Annotated in this window: 21 protein-coding genes; 12 read left to right on the plus strand and 9 right to left on the minus strand. The window is 59.0% G+C overall.

What is annotated here, in order from left to right; genetic code table 11:
• Positions 1–5 precede the first annotated feature (5 nt).
• The 6 genes from F4X57_14635 to F4X57_14660 all read right to left on the minus strand — a co-directional run bounded on the left by F4X57_14635 (position 6) and on the right by F4X57_14660 (position 5,702).
• Positions 6–422: a hypothetical protein gene (locus F4X57_14635; protein MYC08381.1), complete on the minus strand. Its 417-nt coding sequence runs from the start codon at positions 420–422 to the stop codon at positions 6–8.
• A 66-nt stretch (positions 423–488) separates the two neighbouring features.
• Positions 489–1,772 (minus strand): transcription termination factor Rho, encoded by a 1,284-nt coding sequence (locus F4X57_14640; GenBank protein ID MYC08382.1) that lies wholly within the window; start codon positions 1,770–1,772, stop codon positions 489–491.
• Between the two features lie 540 nt (positions 1,773–2,312).
• On the minus strand, positions 2,313–3,983 hold the full coding sequence (locus tag F4X57_14645; GenBank protein MYC08383.1) for a CTP synthase: 1,671 nt from the start codon (positions 3,981–3,983) through the stop codon (positions 2,313–2,315).
• A 175-nt stretch (positions 3,984–4,158) separates the two neighbouring features.
• Positions 4,159–4,911, minus strand: a complete 753-nt coding sequence (locus tag F4X57_14650) for a glucose 1-dehydrogenase (GenBank protein ID MYC08384.1) — start codon at positions 4,909–4,911, stop codon at positions 4,159–4,161.
• A 129-nt stretch (positions 4,912–5,040) separates the two neighbouring features.
• Entirely contained in the window at positions 5,041–5,466 is a 426-nt protein-coding gene (locus tag F4X57_14655; GenBank protein ID MYC08385.1) for a ThuA domain-containing protein, read from the minus strand.
• Positions 5,349–5,702 carry a ThuA domain-containing protein gene (locus F4X57_14660; GenBank protein ID MYC08386.1) on the minus strand — a complete coding sequence of 118 codons (354 nt, stop codon included), beginning with the start codon at positions 5,700–5,702 and terminating at the stop codon, positions 5,349–5,351. The genes F4X57_14655 and F4X57_14660 overlap by 118 nt, the downstream gene beginning before the upstream one ends.
• A 397-nt stretch (positions 5,703–6,099) precedes the next feature.
• Here F4X57_14660 and F4X57_14665 point away from each other — a divergent pair, with 397 nt between their 5' ends.
• From F4X57_14665 to F4X57_14695, 7 genes are all read left to right on the plus strand, one after another.
• The gene (locus F4X57_14665; GenBank protein MYC08387.1) at positions 6,100–7,371 is read left to right on the plus strand and encodes an MFS transporter; all 1,272 of its coding nucleotides are present in this window, start codon (positions 6,100–6,102) and stop codon (positions 7,369–7,371) included.
• Positions 7,372–7,558: 187 nt separating this feature from the next.
• Complete coding sequence (locus tag F4X57_14670) at positions 7,559–9,247, plus strand: thiamine pyrophosphate-binding protein (protein ID MYC08388.1); 1,689 nt, start codon at positions 7,559–7,561, stop codon at positions 9,245–9,247.
• 146 nt (positions 9,248–9,393) lie between these two features.
• Positions 9,394–10,221 carry a hypothetical protein gene (locus F4X57_14675; GenBank protein ID MYC08389.1) on the plus strand — a complete coding sequence of 276 codons (828 nt, stop codon included), beginning with the start codon at positions 9,394–9,396 and terminating at the stop codon, positions 10,219–10,221.
• A 98-nt stretch (positions 10,222–10,319) separates the two neighbouring features.
• Entirely contained in the window at positions 10,320–11,234 is a 915-nt protein-coding gene (locus tag F4X57_14680; protein ID MYC08390.1) for an SMP-30/gluconolactonase/LRE family protein, read from the plus strand.
• A 17-nt stretch (positions 11,235–11,251) separates the two neighbouring features.
• Positions 11,252–12,295 (plus strand): hypothetical protein, encoded by a 1,044-nt coding sequence (locus F4X57_14685; protein MYC08391.1) that lies wholly within the window; start codon positions 11,252–11,254, stop codon positions 12,293–12,295.
• 122 nt (positions 12,296–12,417) lie between these two features.
• A complete protein-coding gene (locus tag F4X57_14690) occupies positions 12,418–13,470 on the plus strand; it encodes a Gfo/Idh/MocA family oxidoreductase (protein ID MYC08392.1) in 1,053 nt (350 codons plus the stop codon).
• 73 nt (positions 13,471–13,543) lie between these two features.
• On the plus strand, positions 13,544–13,699 hold the full coding sequence (locus tag F4X57_14695; GenBank protein ID MYC08393.1) for a hypothetical protein: 156 nt from the start codon (positions 13,544–13,546) through the stop codon (positions 13,697–13,699).
• Positions 13,700–13,818: 119 nt separating this feature from the next.
• Here F4X57_14695 and F4X57_14700 read toward each other — a convergent pair whose 3' ends face one another.
• On the minus strand, positions 13,819–14,172 hold the full coding sequence (locus tag F4X57_14700) for a GYD domain-containing protein (GenBank protein MYC08394.1): 354 nt from the start codon (positions 14,170–14,172) through the stop codon (positions 13,819–13,821).
• A gap of 204 nt (positions 14,173–14,376) precedes the next feature.
• Here F4X57_14700 and F4X57_14705 point away from each other — a divergent pair, with 204 nt between their 5' ends.
• From F4X57_14705 to F4X57_14725, 5 genes are all read left to right on the plus strand, one after another.
• The gene (locus F4X57_14705; protein ID MYC08395.1) at positions 14,377–15,555 is read left to right on the plus strand and encodes a PLP-dependent aminotransferase family protein; all 1,179 of its coding nucleotides are present in this window, start codon (positions 14,377–14,379) and stop codon (positions 15,553–15,555) included.
• Positions 15,556–15,691: 136 nt separating this feature from the next.
• Entirely contained in the window at positions 15,692–16,972 is a 1,281-nt protein-coding gene (locus tag F4X57_14710) for a DNA helicase UvrD (GenBank protein ID MYC08396.1), read from the plus strand.
• A gap of 30 nt (positions 16,973–17,002) precedes the next feature.
• Positions 17,003–17,431 carry a pyridoxamine 5'-phosphate oxidase family protein gene (locus F4X57_14715; GenBank protein ID MYC08397.1) on the plus strand — a complete coding sequence of 143 codons (429 nt, stop codon included), beginning with the start codon at positions 17,003–17,005 and terminating at the stop codon, positions 17,429–17,431.
• 7 nt (positions 17,432–17,438) lie between these two features.
• Complete coding sequence (locus F4X57_14720; protein MYC08398.1) at positions 17,439–19,178, plus strand: hypothetical protein; 1,740 nt, start codon at positions 17,439–17,441, stop codon at positions 19,176–19,178.
• An 81-nt stretch (positions 19,179–19,259) separates the two neighbouring features.
• Complete coding sequence (locus F4X57_14725) at positions 19,260–19,547, plus strand: DUF1330 domain-containing protein (protein ID MYC08399.1); 288 nt, start codon at positions 19,260–19,262, stop codon at positions 19,545–19,547.
• A 50-nt stretch (positions 19,548–19,597) separates the two neighbouring features.
• Here the strand turns inward: F4X57_14725 and F4X57_14730 are convergent, their stop codons facing one another.
• Both F4X57_14730 and F4X57_14735 read right to left on the minus strand, forming a co-directional pair.
• Positions 19,598–19,804, minus strand: a complete 207-nt coding sequence (locus F4X57_14730; GenBank protein MYC08400.1) for a hypothetical protein — start codon at positions 19,802–19,804, stop codon at positions 19,598–19,600.
• Positions 19,804–21,228 (minus strand): MFS transporter, encoded by a 1,425-nt coding sequence (locus F4X57_14735; protein ID MYC08401.1) that lies wholly within the window; start codon positions 21,226–21,228, stop codon positions 19,804–19,806. Before F4X57_14735 ends, F4X57_14730 begins: the two co-directional genes overlap by 1 nt.
• Positions 21,229–21,290: the final 62 nt, after the last annotated feature.

Raw genomic sequence — 21,290 nt, forward strand, 5'->3', positions numbered from 1 at the left:
GAAGGTTAGGTGAGCAGGCTGACGATGTAGGCTGCGACACCCCCACCGACGATGGTGAATATGCCGATGCCCGCGAGGAAGATGCGGTGATTGACAGCGTCGATGCGGTTGTTGGTGGTGTCAAACTTCGCGTCGAACTTCTTGTCAAGAACGTCCATTTTCGCGTCGAACTTCTTGTCAAGAACGTCTATTTTCGCGTCGAACTTCTTGTCAAGGACGTCTATCTTCGTGTCGAATTTCTTGTCAAGGACGTCTATCTTCGTGTCGAATTTCTTGTCAAGGGCGTCTATCTTGGCATTGTTTTCCCTCAGCAGCTCATTATTGTCTCTCAGCAGCTCAATAAGAAGCTCCTGCTGCGCCTCCATTCGCGCCATCCGCTCTTCCGCGGAATACGGATTAGTCGTCGGGGCTTCGGTGGTCATCAACAGAACTCCTTAATAGGGATGGTGCGTGCAGTATAGGCGATTATACGCGGCGCGGGAAGTCGGCTACCGGCGCATGGGCGAGACTTCCTGCGCGAGGCGGGGCAGGTTGACGAGGAATTCCTTGTTGTTGCGTGTGTTGCGCATAATTTTGGTGATGACCTCGATGGCGTTGTCGTCGCCTTGGGACTTTTGCAGCGCGACGAAACGGCGGAGCAGCCAGACATGCTGCAGTGAAGCATCGTCGATGAGCAGCTCTTCGCGGCGTGTGCCGCTGCGCTCGATGTCGATGGCGGGGAAGAAGCGGCGCTCGGCGAGGCGGCGGTCGAGATGGACTTCCATGTTGCCCGTGCCCTTGAACTCCTCGTACACGAGGTCGTCGAGCCTGCTGCCCGTGTCGATGAGGCATGCGGCGATGATGGTGAGCGAGCCGCCCTCTTCGGTATTGCGGGCGGCGCCGAAGAACCTTTTGGGCGGGTAGAGCGCGACGGGGTCCATACCGCCCGACAGTGTGCGACCGCTGCTCGGCACGGCGAGATTGTAGGCGCGAGTGAGCCGCGTGATGCTGTCGAGCAGGATGACCACATCCTTGCCGCCTTCGACGAGGCGCTTGGAGCGTTCCAGCACCATCTCGGCGACGCGGCAGTGGTCTTCGACCGGCTCGTCGAAAGTGGAGCTGTACACCTCGCCGTTGACCGAGCGCGTGACATCGGTCACCTCTTCGGGGCGCTCGCCGATGAGCGCGACCATGATGTGGATGTCCGGTGCGTTGGCGGCGATGCCGTCGGCAATCTGCTTGAGCAGCGTGGTCTTGCCTGCCTTGGGCGGGGAGACGATAAGCCCGCGCTGCCCTCTGCCAATGGGCGCGAGCATGTCGATAAGCCGCGTGGACACGAGGTCTTTGCGCGTTTCGAGCGTGATCTGCCGCGTGGGGTGGATAGCGGTCAGGCTCTCGAAGTGCTTGCGGCGGCGGGAGCGATCGGGCTCGCTGCCGTTGACCTGCTCGACGCGGACAAGGCCGAAGTAGCGCTCGCCGTCCTTTGGGGGGCGCACCTGTCCGTGCACCTCGTCGCCGGTGCGCAGGCTGAAGCGGCGGATCTGCGACTGCGAGACATAGACGTCGGAGTTGCTGGCGGAGGCGCCGGACTGTCGCAGGAAGCCGTAGCCGTCGTTGAGGATGCTGAGGATGCCGCCCGCCTTGAGATTGCCGTTCTTCTCGGAGAGGTTGGCGAGCACCTTGTTCATCATCTCGCGGCGATGCGGCATGTTGCCGTTCTCGAAGACGCCCAGCTCTTTTCCGAGCTTGTAGAGGTCTTCGTTGTTAAGGCTTTGAAGCTCAGCGAGGTTCATGAGATACTCCGCACCCAAAAGGCGCATGCTAAAGGCTGATGGACTGAAATAGACGGGAAGAAATAATGCGGCGCAATTGCCTTATGACAAACTAAACGGCGCGCTCATACGGGCGGGCAGGCTAGACGGCAGATTCAACAGGCAGGCTCATGGCAGGGGACAATCAACAATTGGGGAAAGTGCACATCAGCGTTAGACGCCGCAGGGGAGTCTCAACGAAGTATAGCACACTGGAATACGCCCTGCCTTAAGCATTATATCCGCTAAAATCCCCATTCGCAACGCTTGCTTCAAGACGATTTCACAAATGCAATTTATCTGTCATTTGCAATTTATACCTGTCATTTCTCGCTTCGCTTGAAATCTAAAGTCGGAAACAAGTTTGCGTGCAACGATTTCAGATTCCTCACTGCGTTCGGAATGACAAAGGCAACGCGGAATGACAACATTAAGGAATTGCGAAATCGACCCTCACGGTCTAGGGCTGGGCGAATAGGAACTTCTCCCCCATCATGTGGGAAGGTTAGAATCACACCTGCGTCATTGCGCGTCCACGGTGCGCTTGGCGCCTTCGTCTATCGGCAGCAAATGTTGCGCGCCCTCGCGCAGTGTCTCCAGCGCGGATTCGACGAAGCCCTCGAACAATGGATGCGGCTTGTTAGGCCGAGAGCGGAACTCCGGGTGGAACTGCACACCCAGCATGAACGGGTGCATGTTCGGCTCCAGCTCCATAATCTCCACCAGCTTGCCATTCGGGGAAAGGCCGGAGGGCCATAACCCAACAGACTCGAACGCTTCCTGATAGTCGTTGTTGAACTCGAAGCGGTGGCGGTGGCGCTCGCTGATCGACGATACGCCATACGCGGCGCGCGCCTTGCTATCCGCCATCAGGTCGCATGGGTACTCGCCGAGCCGCATCGTGCCGCCCATCTGCGTTATGACGCGCTGCTCCGGCATAATGTCGATAACCGGGTCTGCGGTGAGCGGGTTGAACTCGGTGGAGTGCGCCGCCTCTTTGCCAAGCCCGTTCCGCGCCATCTCGATTACCATCACCTGCAAGCCAAGGCACAAGCCGAGATAGGGTATCTTGTGCGTGCGAGCGTATTCCGCGGTGAGGATCATTCCCTCGACGCCGCGCTGCCCAAATCCGCCGGGCACCACGATGCCACGCACATCGTCCAGCAGGCGCGCCGGTCCTTGCTGCTCTATGTCTTCAGAGCGCACCCAGCGCACATCGATGTCCACATCGTGCGCCATGCCCGCGTGGAACAGCGCTTCCTTGACCGACAGGTACGAATCCTGCAAGTCCACATACTTGCCCACGACCGCGACGGGCAGGGCTTCCTTGGGCGTCTTGATGCCCTCTACCAACATCTCCCAGCCCGCCATGTCGCGTCCCGCGCTCTCGATGCCCAAGGTGTTGACTACGAGTTCGCCCATGCCTTCGTCTTCCAGTATGAGCGGCACTTCGTACACCGTATCTACCGTGGGCAGGGTTATGACGGCGGGAAGCGGCACATCGCAGTGGATGCTTATCTTACGCTTGATGTCGTCATCGACTTCGTAGTCGCTGCGGCAGACGATGACATCGGGCTGAATGCCGATGCTGCGCAGTTCGCGGACGCTGTGCTGAGTGGGTTTGGTCTTCAGCTCGCCCGTTGCCATGATGAACGGCAGGAATGTCAGATGGATGTAGCACACATTGTCGCGGCCGACTTCGTTGCGCATCTGCCGGATGGCTTCGAGAAATGGCAGCCCTTCGATGTCGCCGACCGTGCCGCCGACTTCGACGATGATGACTTCGGCTTCGCTGCTTTGCGCAAGACTGAGCATGTGCTGCTTGATGGCGTCGGTGACATGCGGCACGGCTTGGATGGTGCCGCCGAGGAACTCGCCCTGCCGCTCGCGCGATATGATGTCTTGGTAAATCTGCCCGGCGGTCAGGTTGGATGCGCGGGTCAGTTCCACATCGATAAAGCGCTCGTAGTGGCCAAGGTCGAGATCGGTCTCGCAGCCATCGCGCGTTACGAATACCTCGCCATGCTGATACGGAGACATAGTGCCCGGATCGACATTGAGATACGGGTCGAGCTTCAGCACGGAGACGGACACACCCCTGCTCTTAAGCACACGCCCAAGAGACGCGACGGCGATGCCCTTGCCAATAGAGCTGACCACGCCGCCGGTAACAAACACAAAATTAGTCGTCATTCACCTACACCGCTATCCATTTCGCAAAAGTATATGGACGGCATATTTACAGTGTCAACGGAAAAGAAGAGCCAGTTTAGGGCTGGAACTAACACGGATGCACAAGATATACAGGATGGGCTGGACAATTTCAATGAGAATCCTGTACATCCCGTATATCCATGTCAGTTGGTGGCTACTGCGCGATTACGCCGCCGTCGATTACTAATTCGCTGCCTGTCATGTAGGACGATTCGTTTGATGCCAGGAACAGCACGCCGCTCGCTATCTCGTCGGCGTCGGCGTAGCGGCCCAGCGGTGTGTTTTGCTCGGTGCGCTGGCGTCGCTCTGGGTCTCGCCAGCCGCGCGCGGTCATCTCCGTGCGCACCGGACCGGGATGCACAGAGTTGCAGCGTATGCCTTCTTTCGCGTATTGGATCGCGGTGGACTTGGTGAGTATGCGAACCGCGCCCTTGGATGCGTTGTAGCCGGGATGGATGGTCGCCTGCCCCACCATGCCGGATATGGACGATATGTTCACAATGGAGCCGCCGCCCGCATCGCGCATCGCCGGAATCACCACCTTCGTGCCTAGGAACACGCCCTTGGCGTTGATGTCCATCACGGTGTCCCAGTCTTCCACGCTTGCGTCATCGCCGAATGTCCAGAACGCGACGCCGGCGTTGTTCACCAGAATGTCCACTTTGCCGTAGCGCTCGACTGCGGTATCGACGGCGTTCTGCCAAGCGTCTTCGCTGGTAACATCCAAGTTGACATAGGTTGCGTCTCCGCCGGTCTCGTTAATCTCGGCTTCGACCTGCTTGCCTTCGTCATCGAGGATGTCGCCGAAGACAACCTTTGCGCCTTCGCGCGCGAACATCTTCGCCTCCGCAGCGCCCTGCCCTCGCGCGCCGCCGCTTATGATTGCGACCTTGCCTTCTAGCCTCATAAGCCTTGCCTCCTAATCTTATGGGTAAGTCCCTCATGGGTAAGTCCCTCATGGGTAAGTCCCTCATGGGTAAGTCCCTCATGGGTAAGTCCGCGCTATGGATTTGTCGTCCGGTGAGTAACTGACGGATTATGATGTCGTCCAGTCGATGCCGTTTAGCACTGTGCGCTGAAACTCCGGTGTCTCGAAGCTCAATCCGTTGTGCCCTAACAGTGTTACGAACACTTTACCGTTGCCGAACTGCTGCGTCCAGCCGAGCGGGAATGTGCCACCGGGCATGAATGTCTCTTCGCCGCGCCAAGTCCAAGTGCCGTCTTCGGAGTCGCCGGTCATGAAGACATCGTTGCCGTCTTTGAATTCGATGCCCATATAGAGTTCGTCGTTCGTCTCGAAGTCGGATATACCCGCTGCCGCAGGACTATCCGCGTCAGTGATATTCACCTCGAACTTGCCGTATGGCGGGTGGTAGCTATCCGTGAGCAACCAACCGCCGCCGGTGATGTCGTAGTATTCGTGCCAGTCTGCCGAGGCGCAGCCGGCGATGTGGATGCAGATGAAGCCCTTCCCTCCATTGTCATGCCTGCCTGCTGCTCGCGCGTCATCGCGTCGTCGCCCGCGCGCATCGTGTTGAACACCAGCGCATCGTAGCCGCTCATCGCATCCGCATCCGCCAGAATCGAAGCGTCTTCGGTAACATTCACCTCGTGCCCGGCTCCGGTCAGAAAGCCCTCTAGCACAGGCGTGGACTCTTCATAAGGATGTCTGCCGCCGGATAGTACCAGTAGATTCATCGCCAATCCCTCCTATAATAATGCAGGCTCTCCATTCTTAGTCTCAATTCGTCTCAATCGCCCGCCTTCATATTATTATGCCCGTGAGTATAAGCCTAATGCCGCCGCGCCGCAATCTGGCGCGTACGCGGGGAATCAGCGCAAAGTCCTACTAGAATCATCTTTTGCGAGACAATTTCAGACTCCTCACTGAGTTCGGAATGACAACATTAGAGATTTGTGAAATCGTCTTCTTAGATACCCTCGGTAAGCCCTTGCTGGGGGAAGGTTAGAATGGGGACAATCCGGCGTGAATGGAACTATGCCATATCCTGTACATCCTGTTTAGCATAGCGGCTGATATGTTACAGTCAGTTGCGGTGCTGGCAGTTGCGGTGCTGGCAGTTATGATGCCGGATTGGCGGAAAGAAACGAGAAGGTTGCCGTGAACGAGTTGGTCGGGCGGATTGCCGCCGTTTTGGATGGAAAGGGCGATAGGCTTTGGACGCGCGATTTCATCCTGACGCTGATTACCGGGCACTTCATGTTCGCCGGCTACACCGCGACTCTGACGATTATCCCGCCGTTCGCCGTCGAATACCTTAAGGGCGACGCGTCGTTTCACCTGCCTATAATCATCGGCGCGTTCGGCATTGTGGGCTTGCTGATACGACCAGTCGGCGGGCAGTGGATATACACGCTGGGGCCCAAGCGCGTGGCGGTCATCGGCACGGCTATCGTGGCGCTCGGTAGCCTATCGTACATATTCGCGCTCAGCCCGTGGTGGCTGATGCCGATGCGCATGCTGCAAGGCGTCGGGCTTGCGCTCGGTCCCGTCGCCACATCTACTATGGTAGCGAACCTCGCGCCGAACACACGCCGCGCCGAGGCGATGGCGTACATGGGCAACGCCATCAACATATCGTTCCTGTATTCACCGTTCGTGGCGTCGTTCTTGTACGATAACGCCGGCCCACAGAACGCGTTCCTATTCTCGGCGCTGGCGGCGGCTATCGGCACATTGGCATGCCTTCGCATATCCGCAAGCCGCATCGGGTTCGAGCGTCCCGCTCCGGGTCCTGCAGCCGGCGCATCCGGCGACAAGCCGCCGCTAATAGCGCGCTCGGCGCTGTTTCCCACGCTGGTGTTCCTGACTTATACCTTCACCACCGCGCCGACGAACACCTACTTGCCCTTGCTGGCGCACGAGCAGAGCTTGGGCAACCCGGGTCTGTACTACACGGTGTTCTCGGTCGTGTCCATGTTCGCGATGGCGGCAGGCGGACCGATCGCAGACAGACTTGGGCGCGCGACGGTCATCGTGCCGGGTTTGCTGGCTGTGGCGATTGCCATGTTCGTGCTGAACGGAGCATTCTTCCAGGCGATGTTCTTGAGCGGCGGATTCTTCGCCGGGCTGGGATTCGGGCTGCTGCAGCCGGGCATACAGTCGTTCACAGTGGACAGAGCGCCTATGCGAGAGCGCAGCGCGGCGATGGCGACGCTGCAGCAGGCGTGGGATGTAGGCGGCTCGTTCGGCGCGTTCGTGTTCATCCCAATACACAGCTTCATCGGCACATCCAACACATTCGGCATAACGGGCATCGGAGCGCTAATCGGCATGCTAGGCTTCATAATCGGCAACGCCAAGTCACGGACCAAGCTGCCAGAACAGGCTGCGGCGGGAGACTAACATAGATGGGCGGAGCAGAGGAATCGGAGACTATCAAAGTTATGGGAGCACAGCTAATGAAGAGATATAACAAATATTTTCGTCGTGTTAGAATGGCTTCGGACAAAGCGAGAAAGCAGCCTCGGATGAGACTATCCTAAGCAGCGGTTTTCCTGCACGACTGAGAGCAATTTGCGGAGTGGAAGCGTTGGCAAAGATGAGCGGCGGCGAGGCGCTGGCGAAATCACTCGTGCGGGAAGGCGTAGAGGTGGTGTTCGGGATTCCAGGCATACAGATATATGGGATCGTCGCCGGTCTGCGCGATGAACCCGGCATACGCATGATAACTACACGGCACGAGCAGGCTACGACTTACATGGCGGACGGGTATGCTCGCGCATCGGGGAAGCCGGGAGTGGCGCTGGTGGTCCCGGGAGTGGGTCTGTACAATGCCGCATCGGGCTTGACCAACGCCTACTCGCGTTCCTCACCCGTCCTGCTCATCGCCGGTCAGATTCCGCGCGGCGCGATGGGCAAGGGGCTTGGCACTGTGCATGGAGTCGAGAACCAGCCCGGCGCGGTGCGCTCAGTAACGAAGTGGCAACGATTGGCAATGAGGCCGAGGGAGGTTCCTGACGCAGTGTTCGAGGCGTTCAGGCAGATGCGTACAGGAAGGCCTCGTCCCACGCTCATCGAGATCCCGCCGGAAGTAGGCGTCGAGACGGAGGAAGTCGCGCTTCGCAATCCTGCCCGAATCTCGCGAATCGTGCCGAGCCCGGACGATCTTCGAGAAGCCGCTCGCATCATCGCGCGGTCTCGCTTGCCACTGATATACGCGGGTGGCGGAGTGGCGAGGTCGGATGCCGAGGAAGTTCTGGTGAGGCTTGCGGAGGCGACGAATATACCCGTGGTTACTTCGAGCGGCGGAAAGGGAACCATACCGGACGGACATCCGCTGTCTTACGGTTCTTGTTTCAGCCCTCGCGGAGAGATACAGGAGATGAACCAGCTTTACGAGGTGATGCAGTCCGCCGATGTGGTGATTGGAATCGGGGCGCGCTTTTCGCTGGGCAATCCTGCGGGGGAGTCGTCCACGCTGGTGAACATAAACATCGACGACGGCGAACTTACGAGAGTCCAGTCCAACACCATCCCACTACATGGAGACGCGAGAGCTACGATAGATGCCCTGATTCCGCACCTGATAGAGGCCGGCGCCGGAGAGCGCCCTTCGCCTGCCGAAGCGGTGGAGGCGGCGCGCAGCCTGATTGCCTACTATGACATCAGGCTCAAGGAGCCGCAGTATCCTGTGATGGAGGCAATCCGCAGGGGCATACCTGAGGACGCTTTCGTAGTCTGGGACATCAACCAGTTAAGCTTCTACGCCCGCACGCATTGGTCGGTGAACCACCCCAAGACTTACATAGACGCGGGCTACTCGTTCAATGTGGGCTATTCATTCCCGACGGCGCTGGGTGTGAAGGTAGCTAAACCCGACCGTCCCACGCTGTGCATGGTGGGCGACGGCGGCTTTATGTTCAACGCATCGGAGCTATCCACTGCCGTCAAGTATGGTATCAATGTGGTAACAGTCCTGTTCAACAATGACTCTTACGGCAATGTCGCGCGCGACTTGGAAGAATCTTTTGCAGGAACTTACGAGACCGACCTACACAATCCGGATTTCGTCAAGTTCGCGGAGTCGTTCGGCGCGGTCGCAATGAGGGCGAATGACCCAATGGAGCTGGAAACGCTGATTCCTCTCGCGCTGGAACGCGAGGCTCCGGTGGTCATCGACGTGCCTCTCCGAGACATGCCCTTTCCGCCCGCGCCGCAGTTCGCGCCTCTCTATAATCTGCCATGGACGCACCCACAGGAAGGTCTGATTGTATCGTGAGATGGCAACTCGCGCGGAGGTACGCGGCAAGGGCGGCGCGTGCTTGACACACGACCATTGCAGGATACAATTCATCGTAGTGTATGGCAGCAGAGCAATTCATGCGGACTGATTACTGATTACTGAAATCTCACTCGGAGGACTACATGAACGGGGCAGAATTGAAGGAACGGGTGCAGAACGGCGGCATCGTCTATGGCACGATGATTAGCATGGGGCGCAACCCGCGCTGGACTTCGGCATTTGCGAACTTCGGCATCGACTATGTGATTATAGATACGGAGCACTCGCCGCGCGGCAGGATGGATGTCGCCGACTTCATCGCGGCGTTCACATTCAGCGGCGTCGTGCCCATTGTGCGCATACCGATTCCGGATTCGCACTATGTAACGATGGCGCTCGACGCGGGCGCGCAGGGCGTTCTCGCGCCGTACTGCGAGACTGTCGATGAAGCGAAGGAAGTCGTCGGCGCGGCAAAGTGGCGTCCGCTGAAGGGTGCTCTGGTGCGGAAGGCTGTGGATACCGGCGAGTTCCCCAGCGAGGCGTCGAAAGCGTACCTCGAAGCGCGCAACGCCAACAATGTGTGCATCATCGGCATCGAGAGCGTGCCCGCCATCGAGAATCTGGAGAACATCCTGAAGGTCAAGGACATCGACGCTATCTTCGTTGGGCCAAACGACCTGAGCATCACGCTCGGCATCCCCGACCAGTACGACCATCCCGACTACGAAGCCGCATTGCGCGAGATTATCGCCAAGTGCCAGGCGGCGGGCGTGCCTACACTGATACACCACCAGACGGTCGATCTGACGACCAAGTGGCTGCGCGAGGGCGCCCGATTCGTGCTATACAGCAGCGACGCGCGCAGCATGCATAACGCCTACCGCGAAGAGTTCGGGTCTATCAAGGCTGTCGGCGCGGAATTGGGCGGCGGCGCTGCCGACGATGTGGGCGAATCCGAGGAAGTTATCTAGCAAGGCAAGAACTGACATGCATGAATGGACAGGGTATTCAGGATACACATTCCTGCTCATCCTTGAAATAGACAATCTAACTCAAAGAAATCTAGCGAATGGAGAGATACATGAGCTGGCAATTTATTCTGGTCAACGGGCCTTATGGCGGCATTGCTGAGGGACCGGCGTGGGACGGTAGCGCGCTGCTGTTCACACACATCCCGGCTAGCCGCATCATCCGCTACGATCCGCAGGACCGCGGGTCTAGCGTCTATCGGTCGGACACGAACAACGCGAACGGGCTGATGTTCGACCCGCAAGGCAGGCTGTACGCATGCGAAGGCGGCGCGAGGCGTGTCGTGCGCTACGAGGCGGACGGATCCGCGACGGTGCTCGCGGACGGCTTTGAAGGCAAGCGGCTTAATGTGCCGAACGACCTTGCTATCGACCCAAACGGCAGCGTCTGGTTCACCGACCCGTTCTACGAAGGCGCGGGCGGCGAGTGGAGCAACGACCGCTCCAACAAAGACCTCGACCACGATTCAGTCTATCGACTGGACGAGCAGGACGACGGCAGCTGGTCGATCACACGCGTAACTTTCGACACTACGCGGCCGAACGGACTGCTGTTCTCGCTCGACCACAAGACTCTGTATGTGGCGCAGTCCGGGCGCAACGCGGACGAGAAGCGCGAGTTACGGGCGTATCCGGTGAACGAAGACGGCAGTCTCGGCGATCACACCGTGCTGCACGACTTTGGCGCGCACCGCGGCATCGACGGCATGGTGCTGGACACCGAGGGCAATATCGTAGCGACGGCGGGCTTTGACGAGAGCGGGCCGGGGCCGATGATATATGTCTTCGCGCCCGACGGCGAAGTGATCGAAACGCACCCCACGCCCACCGATCGCCCGACAAACTGCTCGTTCGGCGGCTCCGACCTGACCACGCTGTTCGTAACCACAGGCGGCGGCGATGTCTATATGGCGCATACCGACCGACAAGGCAGGCTGCACTACCCTAGCGTGTAGGGTCAAGCAGGCAGGCGATGAACGCGCATTCGGCTCGGGACATAGACGAGAAGGTTGAAGAACTGCTCGCGTCCCCGGCGGGATGCGCGTTCTTGGTTGTGCTGCAAGAGTCGGGAGTGAGCGCGGCTGACGCAGTTCACCCAGAGATAAGCCTGCAAGCGGCGTATCACGCTATCAACGAGCTGAGTATATGGAGTCCTGACTTCCAAGAGACTGTGAAGTACACGCTGCTGAACGGGCGAAAGCTGAGTAAGTTGGCGCGCGCTATTTTGGAGTTGCCGGAGGTTGGATGGTGGTTCGCTCCGCTGGATAGGAAGGCGCAGACATGGGCTGCTAGAAGAGATGACGAGCCAACGCTCCACAAGTTCAAGCCGCCAAGCGCCGCGCCGTTGACATACTGGGAACAGCGCACGAACAAGCCGGAGTCGGGACTGTACACTTGCACGAGCTTCAAGGGCAATAGTTCGTTCCTCACGGCTATGGATATAAGCGATGTAAACGGGCCGAACGACTTGACCTTGGAGTTCAAATTTCCCGTAAAGCAGTGGCGGCTGCGGGTGAGCGATGCGGCGCGCGTGTATGAGATTAACGGGCCGGCGGACTGGCATCGGCTCTGCGCGAAGTATCCCGCCGGATCGGCGCGCGACGCCTCGGACCCGGCGGAATCGGATAATGAAGGATGGACGCTGTATCCTCTGACAACACTGCCGCGCGATTCCGACGGACAAGACTTTGCGACGGACATGGAGAGTTGGCTGACGCCGAACTGGCCGGCGGTTGCCGCGGAATGGGACGGGGTGCATCTTACGCTGGGCGGGCTGCTGACGGCAGAAAAGGTGCGGGTTGCGTCGGCGGCGGGATGGTCTATGCTCAGGTTCTGGGATATGGAGCAGACGATGTGGCTGAACTGGGTGTTCGACGATGCAGAGCGGCTGCCGGACCGCGATGCTATACCACTGCCGGTTGAGTTGTATTTCCCGTTTGCCGATTATAGGGCGTTCTTGGATGCGGAGGGGAAAGACTACGGCGGAGCGATGAGGAGATATACTTTTCCCTTCTGACTGATAATCACACGCCTATGCACGCTGCAAATAGACTGACAAGCGCCGTGTAGCCTATAATCCATGCGATACGGATACGACGGCTTTAGATACAACATACAAGAAAGAGGAGCGATTTACACATGGCAGACGACACTATACGAATCGGACTTGTGGGCGCGGGCGGGAATACGACTCTGCGCCATATACCCGGCTTTCAGGAAATCGACGGCGTTGAGATTGTCAGCGTGGCGAACCGCAGCCGCGCGTCCGGTCAGCGCATCGCCGACCAATACGGACTGCCCGAAGTCTATGACAGCTGGGTTGACCTAATAGACGCGGACGACACGGACGCCATTTGCATCGGCACATGGCCGTATATGCACCGCGATATGGTGCTTGCCGCGCTGGAGAGCGACAAGCATGTGATGACAGAGGCGCGGATGTGCATGGACGCGGCGCAGGCGCGGGAGATGCTGGATGCGTCTCGGCTTGCTCCGCACTTGGTCGCGCAGATTGTCCCCTCACCGATGACGCTGCGTGTGGATAACACTGTCAAGCAGCTCATCGCGGACGGCTATCTGGGCGATGTGCTGTCCGTGAACCTCGTGGCCAATGACAAGACGATGCATCCGGCAGGTTTCGTCGCGCCGGAAGCTCCGTATCACTGGCGGCACGACCGCGACTTCAGCGGCTACAATATCATGCAAATGGGCATCTGGTACGAGGCGATGATGCGCTGGGTCGGTCCCGCGCAGACAGTGCAGTCGCTGACGCGCGTGCATGTGACGCGGCGCGACGACAGCGGCAGCTCGAAGGTCATCACGATACCGGACCACATCGAAGTACTATGCGAGATGTACTCGGGGCCACTGCTGCACATACGCATGAGCGCGGTAACCGGGCATTCGCCGCAGAACGGCGCGTGGCTGCACGGCACCGACGGCACGCTGTTCGTCGAGTCGCCCGGCATGGCGCTGTACGGAGGCACCCGCGACGACAGTGAAATGTCTGAGATTGAGATACCCGAAGAAAACCAGGGCTACTGGCGCGTGGAAGAAGAGTTCATCAACGCCATTCGTGGCGTCGAAGAGATAACGCACACCAACTTCGCCGACGGTGTGCGCTACATGGACTTCACCGAGGCGGTTACGATAAGCGCGCAGACGGGGGAGAAAGTGCAACTGCCGCTGTAGTAATGGATATATAACCCCTGATTGATTAGGGCTTTCCCGTGCGTCTTAAAGACTACGGGGAAGCCCTAATGTTATCGTCCGGGCAGCCTATTACGGGCAAGCGTCGCCTCCCGCCGGCAAGTTCACAAGTATCAGCGCCGGTAGCGTTCATACATGTGGATTAAAGGAAGACGGCAATGTCACTTGCTGGGGTATGGACTTATTTGGGCAGGCATCTCCACCTTTTTAGTCTGAACCGCCGGGACTTGAAATGGGTTCAATGAGTCAACAGTACACTGCCGACAGGTTACAAACAGTAGGACATCGTATAATCCAGAGACAGGTTCAGCTCATATCCACAAAGCCAATTTATGACGCGCCGGCGCCTCCGCCCGGTCCGGAGCCGATGACGGCGTAGGCGCTTTGCCCTCTGGGGCGGTCGCCGGACCTGTCTTCGAGGCGGCCGATCGGGATGGCGGGTAGCGTAGTGGTTCGCAAGCCCGCCTTTACGCCAAGTTCCAGGGCGAAGCGCGCGGCGGCGGCGTTGTCGTCAGCCTCCAGTATGGCTACGAAGTCTATGTCGCCCAGCACGGCGTACAGCCCTATTATCCCCGCGCCAGTGAAGTCCATTTCGTCCTCGGTGTTGAGGATGACATTCGGGTCTTCGAGTATCATCCTGCGCCCTCTGGATGTGGTAGATATACGGAGTATGTATGTTGCCATTGGGTTTCTCCTTGTCCTACTGAGAGCGCTCGCAATTCCACTATGGCATGATAGTATAGATTCGCAGCGTGTCAAAGGGTACGGTGAGCCGGTTAGGGTTGGCGTGGTTCATCATAACTCCCTTCCTAACCTTCCCTGAGAGGAGAGTAAAGGACAGGTTGCGGCAATTATGTACCGTTAAATAAATGGCGACTGGAGATTTGAATGGATTACTCAGAGTTTTTCTCTAAAAATCTGCCCGCTGCGGTGGATATGCCCGCCGGGCTGCGCGCGGATACGGCGCACATATTCTCGGTAACGAACGCGGTGCCGCAGGCTATCGACGGTGCACTGTACGCCGAGGCGATGAGCAGCGTGCTGTTGCGCGAGGCAACGAGTCTCGCGGGCTATCCCGGCTTGAAGGGACACGAAGGGCTGCGCGGCGTGATTGCCGACGAGCTGAAGGACAAGCGCAGCGCCGATGTCGATATAGACGATATATTCATCAGCGATGGCGCGGGCGGCGCAATCCGCAAGCTGGTCGATGCGTTTATCGACGCCGGCGATGTCGTGATTGCCGAAGAGTTCACCTACTCCGGCACGCTGAATATGCTGCTCAGCAAGCGCGCCGAAGTGATTCATGTGAACTCGGATATGGACGGCATGGACACCGAGGCGCTCGAAGCCGAAATTAAACGGCTCGCCGCGCAAGGTAGAAAGCCGAAGTTCATCTACACCATTCCCGTGTACCAGAACCCCACCGGCGCGACACTCAGCCTTGAACGCCGCAAGCACATGCTGCGGATCGCCGCCGAGTACAACATCCCTATCGTCGAAAATGAGTCGTACGCGGACTTTCGCATAGACGGCGACCCGCTGCCGCCATCAATGCTGGGCATGGACGACAGCGGCTTGGTCATCTATGTGTCATCGTACACGAAGCTGCTCGGCTGCGGGCTGCGCGTAGGCTTTGCGGTCGCGCCGCAGCAGGTGCAGGATGCGCTGACCGGCGGCATGCCGAGCCAGCTAGCGACGATGCTGGTGTACGAATATCTGCGAACACGCAAGGCGCAGCATGTCGAGACGGTGCGGCGAGAGCTACTGTCCCGGCGAGACGCGCTCGTCAGCGCAGTGCGCGAGAACTTCCCGTCAGAGTGCGAAATCGTCGCGCCGCACGGTGGCATGATGGGCTGGGTACGAATGCCCGAAGACACCGACACATGGGCAGCGCTCGACAGCGCGGTCGAGGCAGGCGTGAAATACAATCCCGGCGGCATCTACCGCGCCGACCGCGCCCGAAACAACCACCTGCGCATGACATTCAGCCACAACACGGCGGAAGAAATCCGCGAGGGCGTCGCCACGCTCGCCGGTGTGTTCGAACGGCGTGGGATGTTCGGATAAGGCGAAACCGCAAATCCTCGCCATCCTAGCGTCCCTATTGCCCCTTCCCCTTATGGGGGAGGGACATGATGGGAGCAAAGCAAACGACAATCCATCCCTGTGAAAACCATCCCTTCCCCAGGACGAAAATTGCCCATTGACATACTCCGCCGACCTACACTTGCACTCGCCATTCGCGCGCGCCACCAGCCCCGATCTGACATTCGAGAATATGGCGAAATGGGCGCGCATTAAGGGCATAGACCTGCTTGCAAGCGCGGATTTCACGCATCCGGAGCGGTTCGACATTACTAAGCGCACGCTGCGGGCAACGGACGACGGGCTGTACGAATACAACGGCGCGCGGTTCGTACTAGGCACGGAGGTCAACTGCAACGCCTATCAGGGCGGCAAAAACCGGCGCATCCATATACTCATTCTGGCGCCGAGCATCGCAGTCGTGGAGCGCATCAACGCAGCGCTGAGCGGCAAAGGGCTGCTGGCGTCAGACGGACGCCCAACGCTGCATATGACACCGAGCGAGTTGCTGGAAACGATGCTGCACATCGACGATCGCATTATGCTGATTCCTGCGCACGCGTGGACGCCGCACTTTGGCATCTACGGCTCGCGCACCGGCTTCGACTCGCTGCAAGAGTGCTTCGGCGACCTGACATCGCACATCCACGCAATCGAAACCGGGCTGTCCAGCGATCCGGCGATGAATTGGCGCCTGCCTGAGCTTGACGATGTGAGCATCGTGTCGTTCTCGGACGCGCATTCGCTGCCGAAGATGGCGCGCGAGCTGACAATCATCGACGGCGATTTAAGCTACGACGGTCTGCGGCAAGCGTTGAAAGAGCAGCGCATCGCCTACACCGTCGAGTTCTTCCCCGAAGAGGGAAAGTACCACAATTCCGGCCATCGCAAGTGCGGAGTCAACCTATCGCCTGAAGAAGTCGCATTGACCGGCGAATCCTGTCCGGTGTGCGGACGGCGCATGACTTTGGGCGTGATGCAGCGCACTGAACGACTGGCACAAAGGACGGTAAACAAGCGACGCGACGCCAACGGCTTTATTCACAGCTGCGACGGCAGACCGCCGTTCAGGCCGCTGGTCGGTTTACAGCAGATTGTCGCTGAGAGCATGCAGCGCGGCGTCAACACGAAGGGTGTGCAAGCGCAGTACATGCAGATCGTGAACGAAATCGGCAGCGAACTGCACATACTGACGGACGCGAGCATCGCGGAGATAGAGCTGGTCGGCGGCGAGCGAATCGCGGAAGGCGTTGAGCGCGTGCGGTCGGGCAACATAGTCATTGAGCCTGGCTATGACGGCGTGTTCGGCACAGTGAATGTGTGGCACAATGAAACGAGCAAGCCCAATAAGAACATTAGCAGAGTGGAAAGCAAGCAAGGCGCTTTGTTTTCCGTCTGACACTCCCGGACAATTCAAGGAGAACTAGGCATGGCGATTTCGATAACTGACGATATGCGACAGAAGATTAACGGCGCGCTGGGTGACGGCTACCCATGCTATGTGGGGACGGCATCGGCGGACGGCAGACCGCAAATCAGCATGCGCGGCAGCGTGGCGGTGTACAACGACCGAACGCTGTGCTGGTGGGAGCGCGGTATGCGCTCGTCGGTGGACAACATCGACGAGAACCCGCAGGTGGTCATCTTCTATCGCAACAGCGCCAAGCGCATACACTGGCGCTTCCACGGCAGGGTTACGGTGCACGCATCCGGCACCGAACGCGAGCGCGTGATGGGGCTAACTCCCGCTCCAGAAATGGCGCGCGACCCTGAGCGCAAAGGCGTCGCCGTACTGGTGCACCTGGAAACCATCTCCGAGCTATCCGGCAACGTGCTGCAAGAGGCGGACAAGGGTTGAACCGGATATGAGAATTGCGGGAATAGACGAGCACATCCGTTACGAACCAGATGAGTGGTGCCCAACTCTGCTATCGATTGGCGTCGCCCTTCAAGGCGTGACGATAGCCCTGGCGAACACTGTGCTGTTCGTAACCATTGCCTTTCGGGCGGCGAGCTTGGGCGATGACTACATCTCGTGGGGCATCGCTTGCTCGCTGATAATCGGCGGGGCAATCACTGTTCTGCAGGCAGGTCGCCTCGGAAGGCTCGGAGCCGCGCATATCCTGATGACGGGAGCCAGCCCTCACTTCATAGCCGTATCGGTTCTGGCGCTGGAACTGGGCGGAATCTCCATGCTCGCAAGTCTCATCGTCGTTGCCTCACTGGTTCAGTTCGCCGTTGCCGCGTGGCTTCCGCTGCTCAGGCGCATCATCACCCCGGTCGTCTCCGGAGTGGCGCTGATGCTGATAGCGGTTACGGTGATGTCTATCGCAGTCGGAAGGCTGGGCGATGTGCCTGAGTCCGCTCCTCCGTCCGCCGGTCCTGCCGTAGCCGCCGTAACGCTGGTGGTCGCAACGCTGCTGGCGATGCGAGCCACGGGGCTTTGGAGGCTGTGTGGTCCACTCATCGGAATCGCTTCAGGCTGCGCGGTAGCCGCTCTCTTCGGGCTTTACGATGCGGGCAGGGTGATTGAAGCGTCCTGGCTTGACCTGCCGAATGTTGCGGCTTGGCACGGACTTGACCTGACGCCTGCTGGCGATTTCTGGACCATGCTGCCCGTGTTCCTGATTGTGAGTCTCGTGGGCGCAATTAAGACGAGCAGCGACGGCGTGGTGATTCAGCGGGTATCGCGGAACAGTCCGCAGGCAACCGACTTCCGCCTAGTGCAAGGCTCGGTCAACGCTAACGGGTTGGGCACGCTGCTGTCCGGAGTCGCGGGCACGCTGCCCACGATAGCCTACTCGCCGACCAGCCTTGCGCTCATCAACCTCACCGGAGTCGCGGCACGCAATGTCGGGTATGCAGTAGGCATCATCCTGTTGGGACTGGCTTTTCTGCCCAAGGTGGCTGCCATCCTGCTCACGGTCCCGACACCCGTCGCGAGTGCGTTCCTGCTGCCGATAATGGGCCTTCTCTTCGTCGAAGGCATGAGAACAGTCTTCCAAGGCGGTCTCGACCCGCGCAGGGTGATGGTGGCGGCGGTATCCCTCTCGGTCGGAGTGGGTCTGGTGACTCAGGACATTCTAGTGGATTTGCTGGGCAGAACTTGGGGCGCGCCGCTCGACAACGGACTAACCGCCGGGGTTCTCGTCGCGATGCTGATGACGGCGTTCATTGAACTGACCAGCCCGCGTAGGAAGCGCATGGAAGTTACTCTGGAGTCCTCGGCACTGCCTAAGGTGGATGCCTTCCTCTCCGAGATTGGTTCCGAAACCGGCTGGAGCGAAGATTCGACCGAGCGGCTGCGCGCCGCGGGCGAGGAGACGCTTTCGAGCCTGCTGCGTTCCGGTGAAGACCTTGACACGAGCACGGTGCCGCGCCTTATAGTCGTTGCGCGCCCCGGCGAGACGATTGAGTTGGAGTTCATGGCGGTCTTTGACGAGCAGAACCTCGAAGACAGGCTGGCGCACCTCAGCGACCAGGCCGAGGTGCCGGAGGAACACGAAATCTCCTTCCGGCTGCTACGGCACTACGCCTCTTCGGTGAGCCACAGGAAATATCACGGGATAGACATCGTTACGGTACAGGTAGAAGGCTCGAGTTAATTCAGATAGAATTATTTCGTTTCAGGAAATACATGCCCGTCTTGGGCATAAAGGCTTCAACACTGGAAAGGAGTGTTACCAATGGCAGGATATGTAGTCGTAAATGACGACATCAAAGACGAGGCGGTGTTCGAGGAGTTTCGAGAGCGGGTCGGGGCGACCGTAGAGGCGCATGGCGGCAGATACCTGGTGCGCGGCGGCGCCACCGAGGTGGCTGACGGCGACTGGACGCCCGACCGTCTCGTGGTGATTGAATTCGACAGCGTTGAGCAGGCGCGTGCATGGCTGAGTTCGCCAGAGTACCTAGAGATTAAGGACATTCGTGCAAGGTCGGCCAGCGCCAGCGTCATCATCGTGGAAGGCGTGTAGCCCGGTCGCGGTGTGAGACGAGACATAGTAATCGCCTTTGTTTGTCAGCGCTACGAGCCGAACTTGGCGCGCTGGGTGAAGTATGCTGCCATTATGACTATGGGAATGGCTACGATTATCGTGCCTAGCACGATGACTACGGCGCCGTATCCTAGCGATACGATGCTGTAGAACAGGTGCAGCACCCAGGAGAGCAGCACAGGGTCGCCCGGCTCGTCGTGGTGGGCAAGCACCGAAAGCAGCGGCAACGGGAACATTAGTCGCCTCCGCCGGCGGTCGCGGGGTTAGGCGTGCTCTGGTATCGCAGCGAGAATTTGCGCTCGTTAACCGAGTAGCTCGCGATAGTCGCGCCGAGCAGGAACAAGCCCGCTATCGCGAACGGTATTTCGTATGCGCCGAACCTGTCATACAGCACCCCAGCTAGATACACGCTCATCGCGCCGCCTATCTGGTGCGACATCGTGGATAACCCGTTCAGCGTGCCGATGTTCCTGACGCCGTAAATGTCCGCCGTCAGCGAGCTCGTCAGCGGTGGCGTCGCAAGCCACGACATGCCGGCAAGCACGGCGAACGACCAGATACCTATCATAGGCGATATCTGAATACCCCAGAACATCAGCGCAAAGCCGGGCAGCACCAGCATCACATACGCGAGGAAGCGCACGAAGTATATCGTGCCAAGCACATTCTTGCGGCTATACTTGTCCGCGAGCATGCCCGCCACGATTACGCCCACGATATTCAGTCCTTGCGATAATCCAAATGCCATCGCAGCAATTCCCGATGATATGCCCAAGTCGATGGCGAACGGCACGAAGTGCGCGGATATTATGATCGTCGTTATGCCGCAGACGAAGTACGCGCTCGACAGCTGCCAGAATGGCGACGATTTGAGCGAGTCCTTCCAGACTTCTGTCTGCAATGGGGTTTTTCTATCCACAACCGCCGTAGGACGCGCAACCTGCGTGTCGCCGGTGACTTCGTTGGCGTCGCCGTCCGGGTTTTCGCCGACCTCGTCGGGACTGTCCCGCAGGATGATGTACGCGAGCGGCAGTGCAAGCAACAACACGAATAGACCCAGCGCAGCCCACGCGAAGCGCCAGTTCGCCCACAGTATCAGCGATGCGGAGAACGGCGTAAGCAGCAGTCCTCCTGCCGAAGTGCCGGCAGTGGCGATGCTCAACGCCTTGGCGCGGTTTCGCAAGTACCACTTGGACAGCATCGCGTGAACGGTTACCAGCGAAACGCCGCTGGACGCCATGGACATCAGCACGCTGTAAATGAAAAACATGTACACTAGGGAGTTGTTCAGCTCGAACTGTCCCAGCAAGCCGCCCAATATGCTCACATTCACGCTGAACTCTGGGCCGATGCTTTGCGTGAAGGCAAGGGTTATCGTTGAGACACCAAGCAGCAGCAGGCTGCCGGAAATCACGGCGCGCCCGCCATATCGGTCGTACAGATTGCCGAAGAACGGCTGCGTTAGCGCGTTGACCAGTGTCCCCAAGCCGATGACGGCGGCGATGGCGGTGCGGTTCTGCCAGACGCCGTCCGCCTCCATCGGGTTGATGAAGATGCCCAAGCCGTTGCGCGCGCCCATGCTCACGAACAAGGCAAACATACTGCCCGCGACGATAAAGTAGCCGTAGAATAAGCGCTTCTGCCCAAATACCTGAAGCAACGCGGTCTCCTCAAAGAGTAATGCAGTGAGATTAACACCGCCCTGCCCGTTTAGCAAGGCAA

Source organism: Chloroflexota bacterium (genome assembly GCA_009840355.1).
In the GTDB taxonomy this organism is placed as follows: domain Bacteria; phylum Chloroflexota; class Dehalococcoidia; order Lucifugimonadales; family JADFKI01; genus Bin90.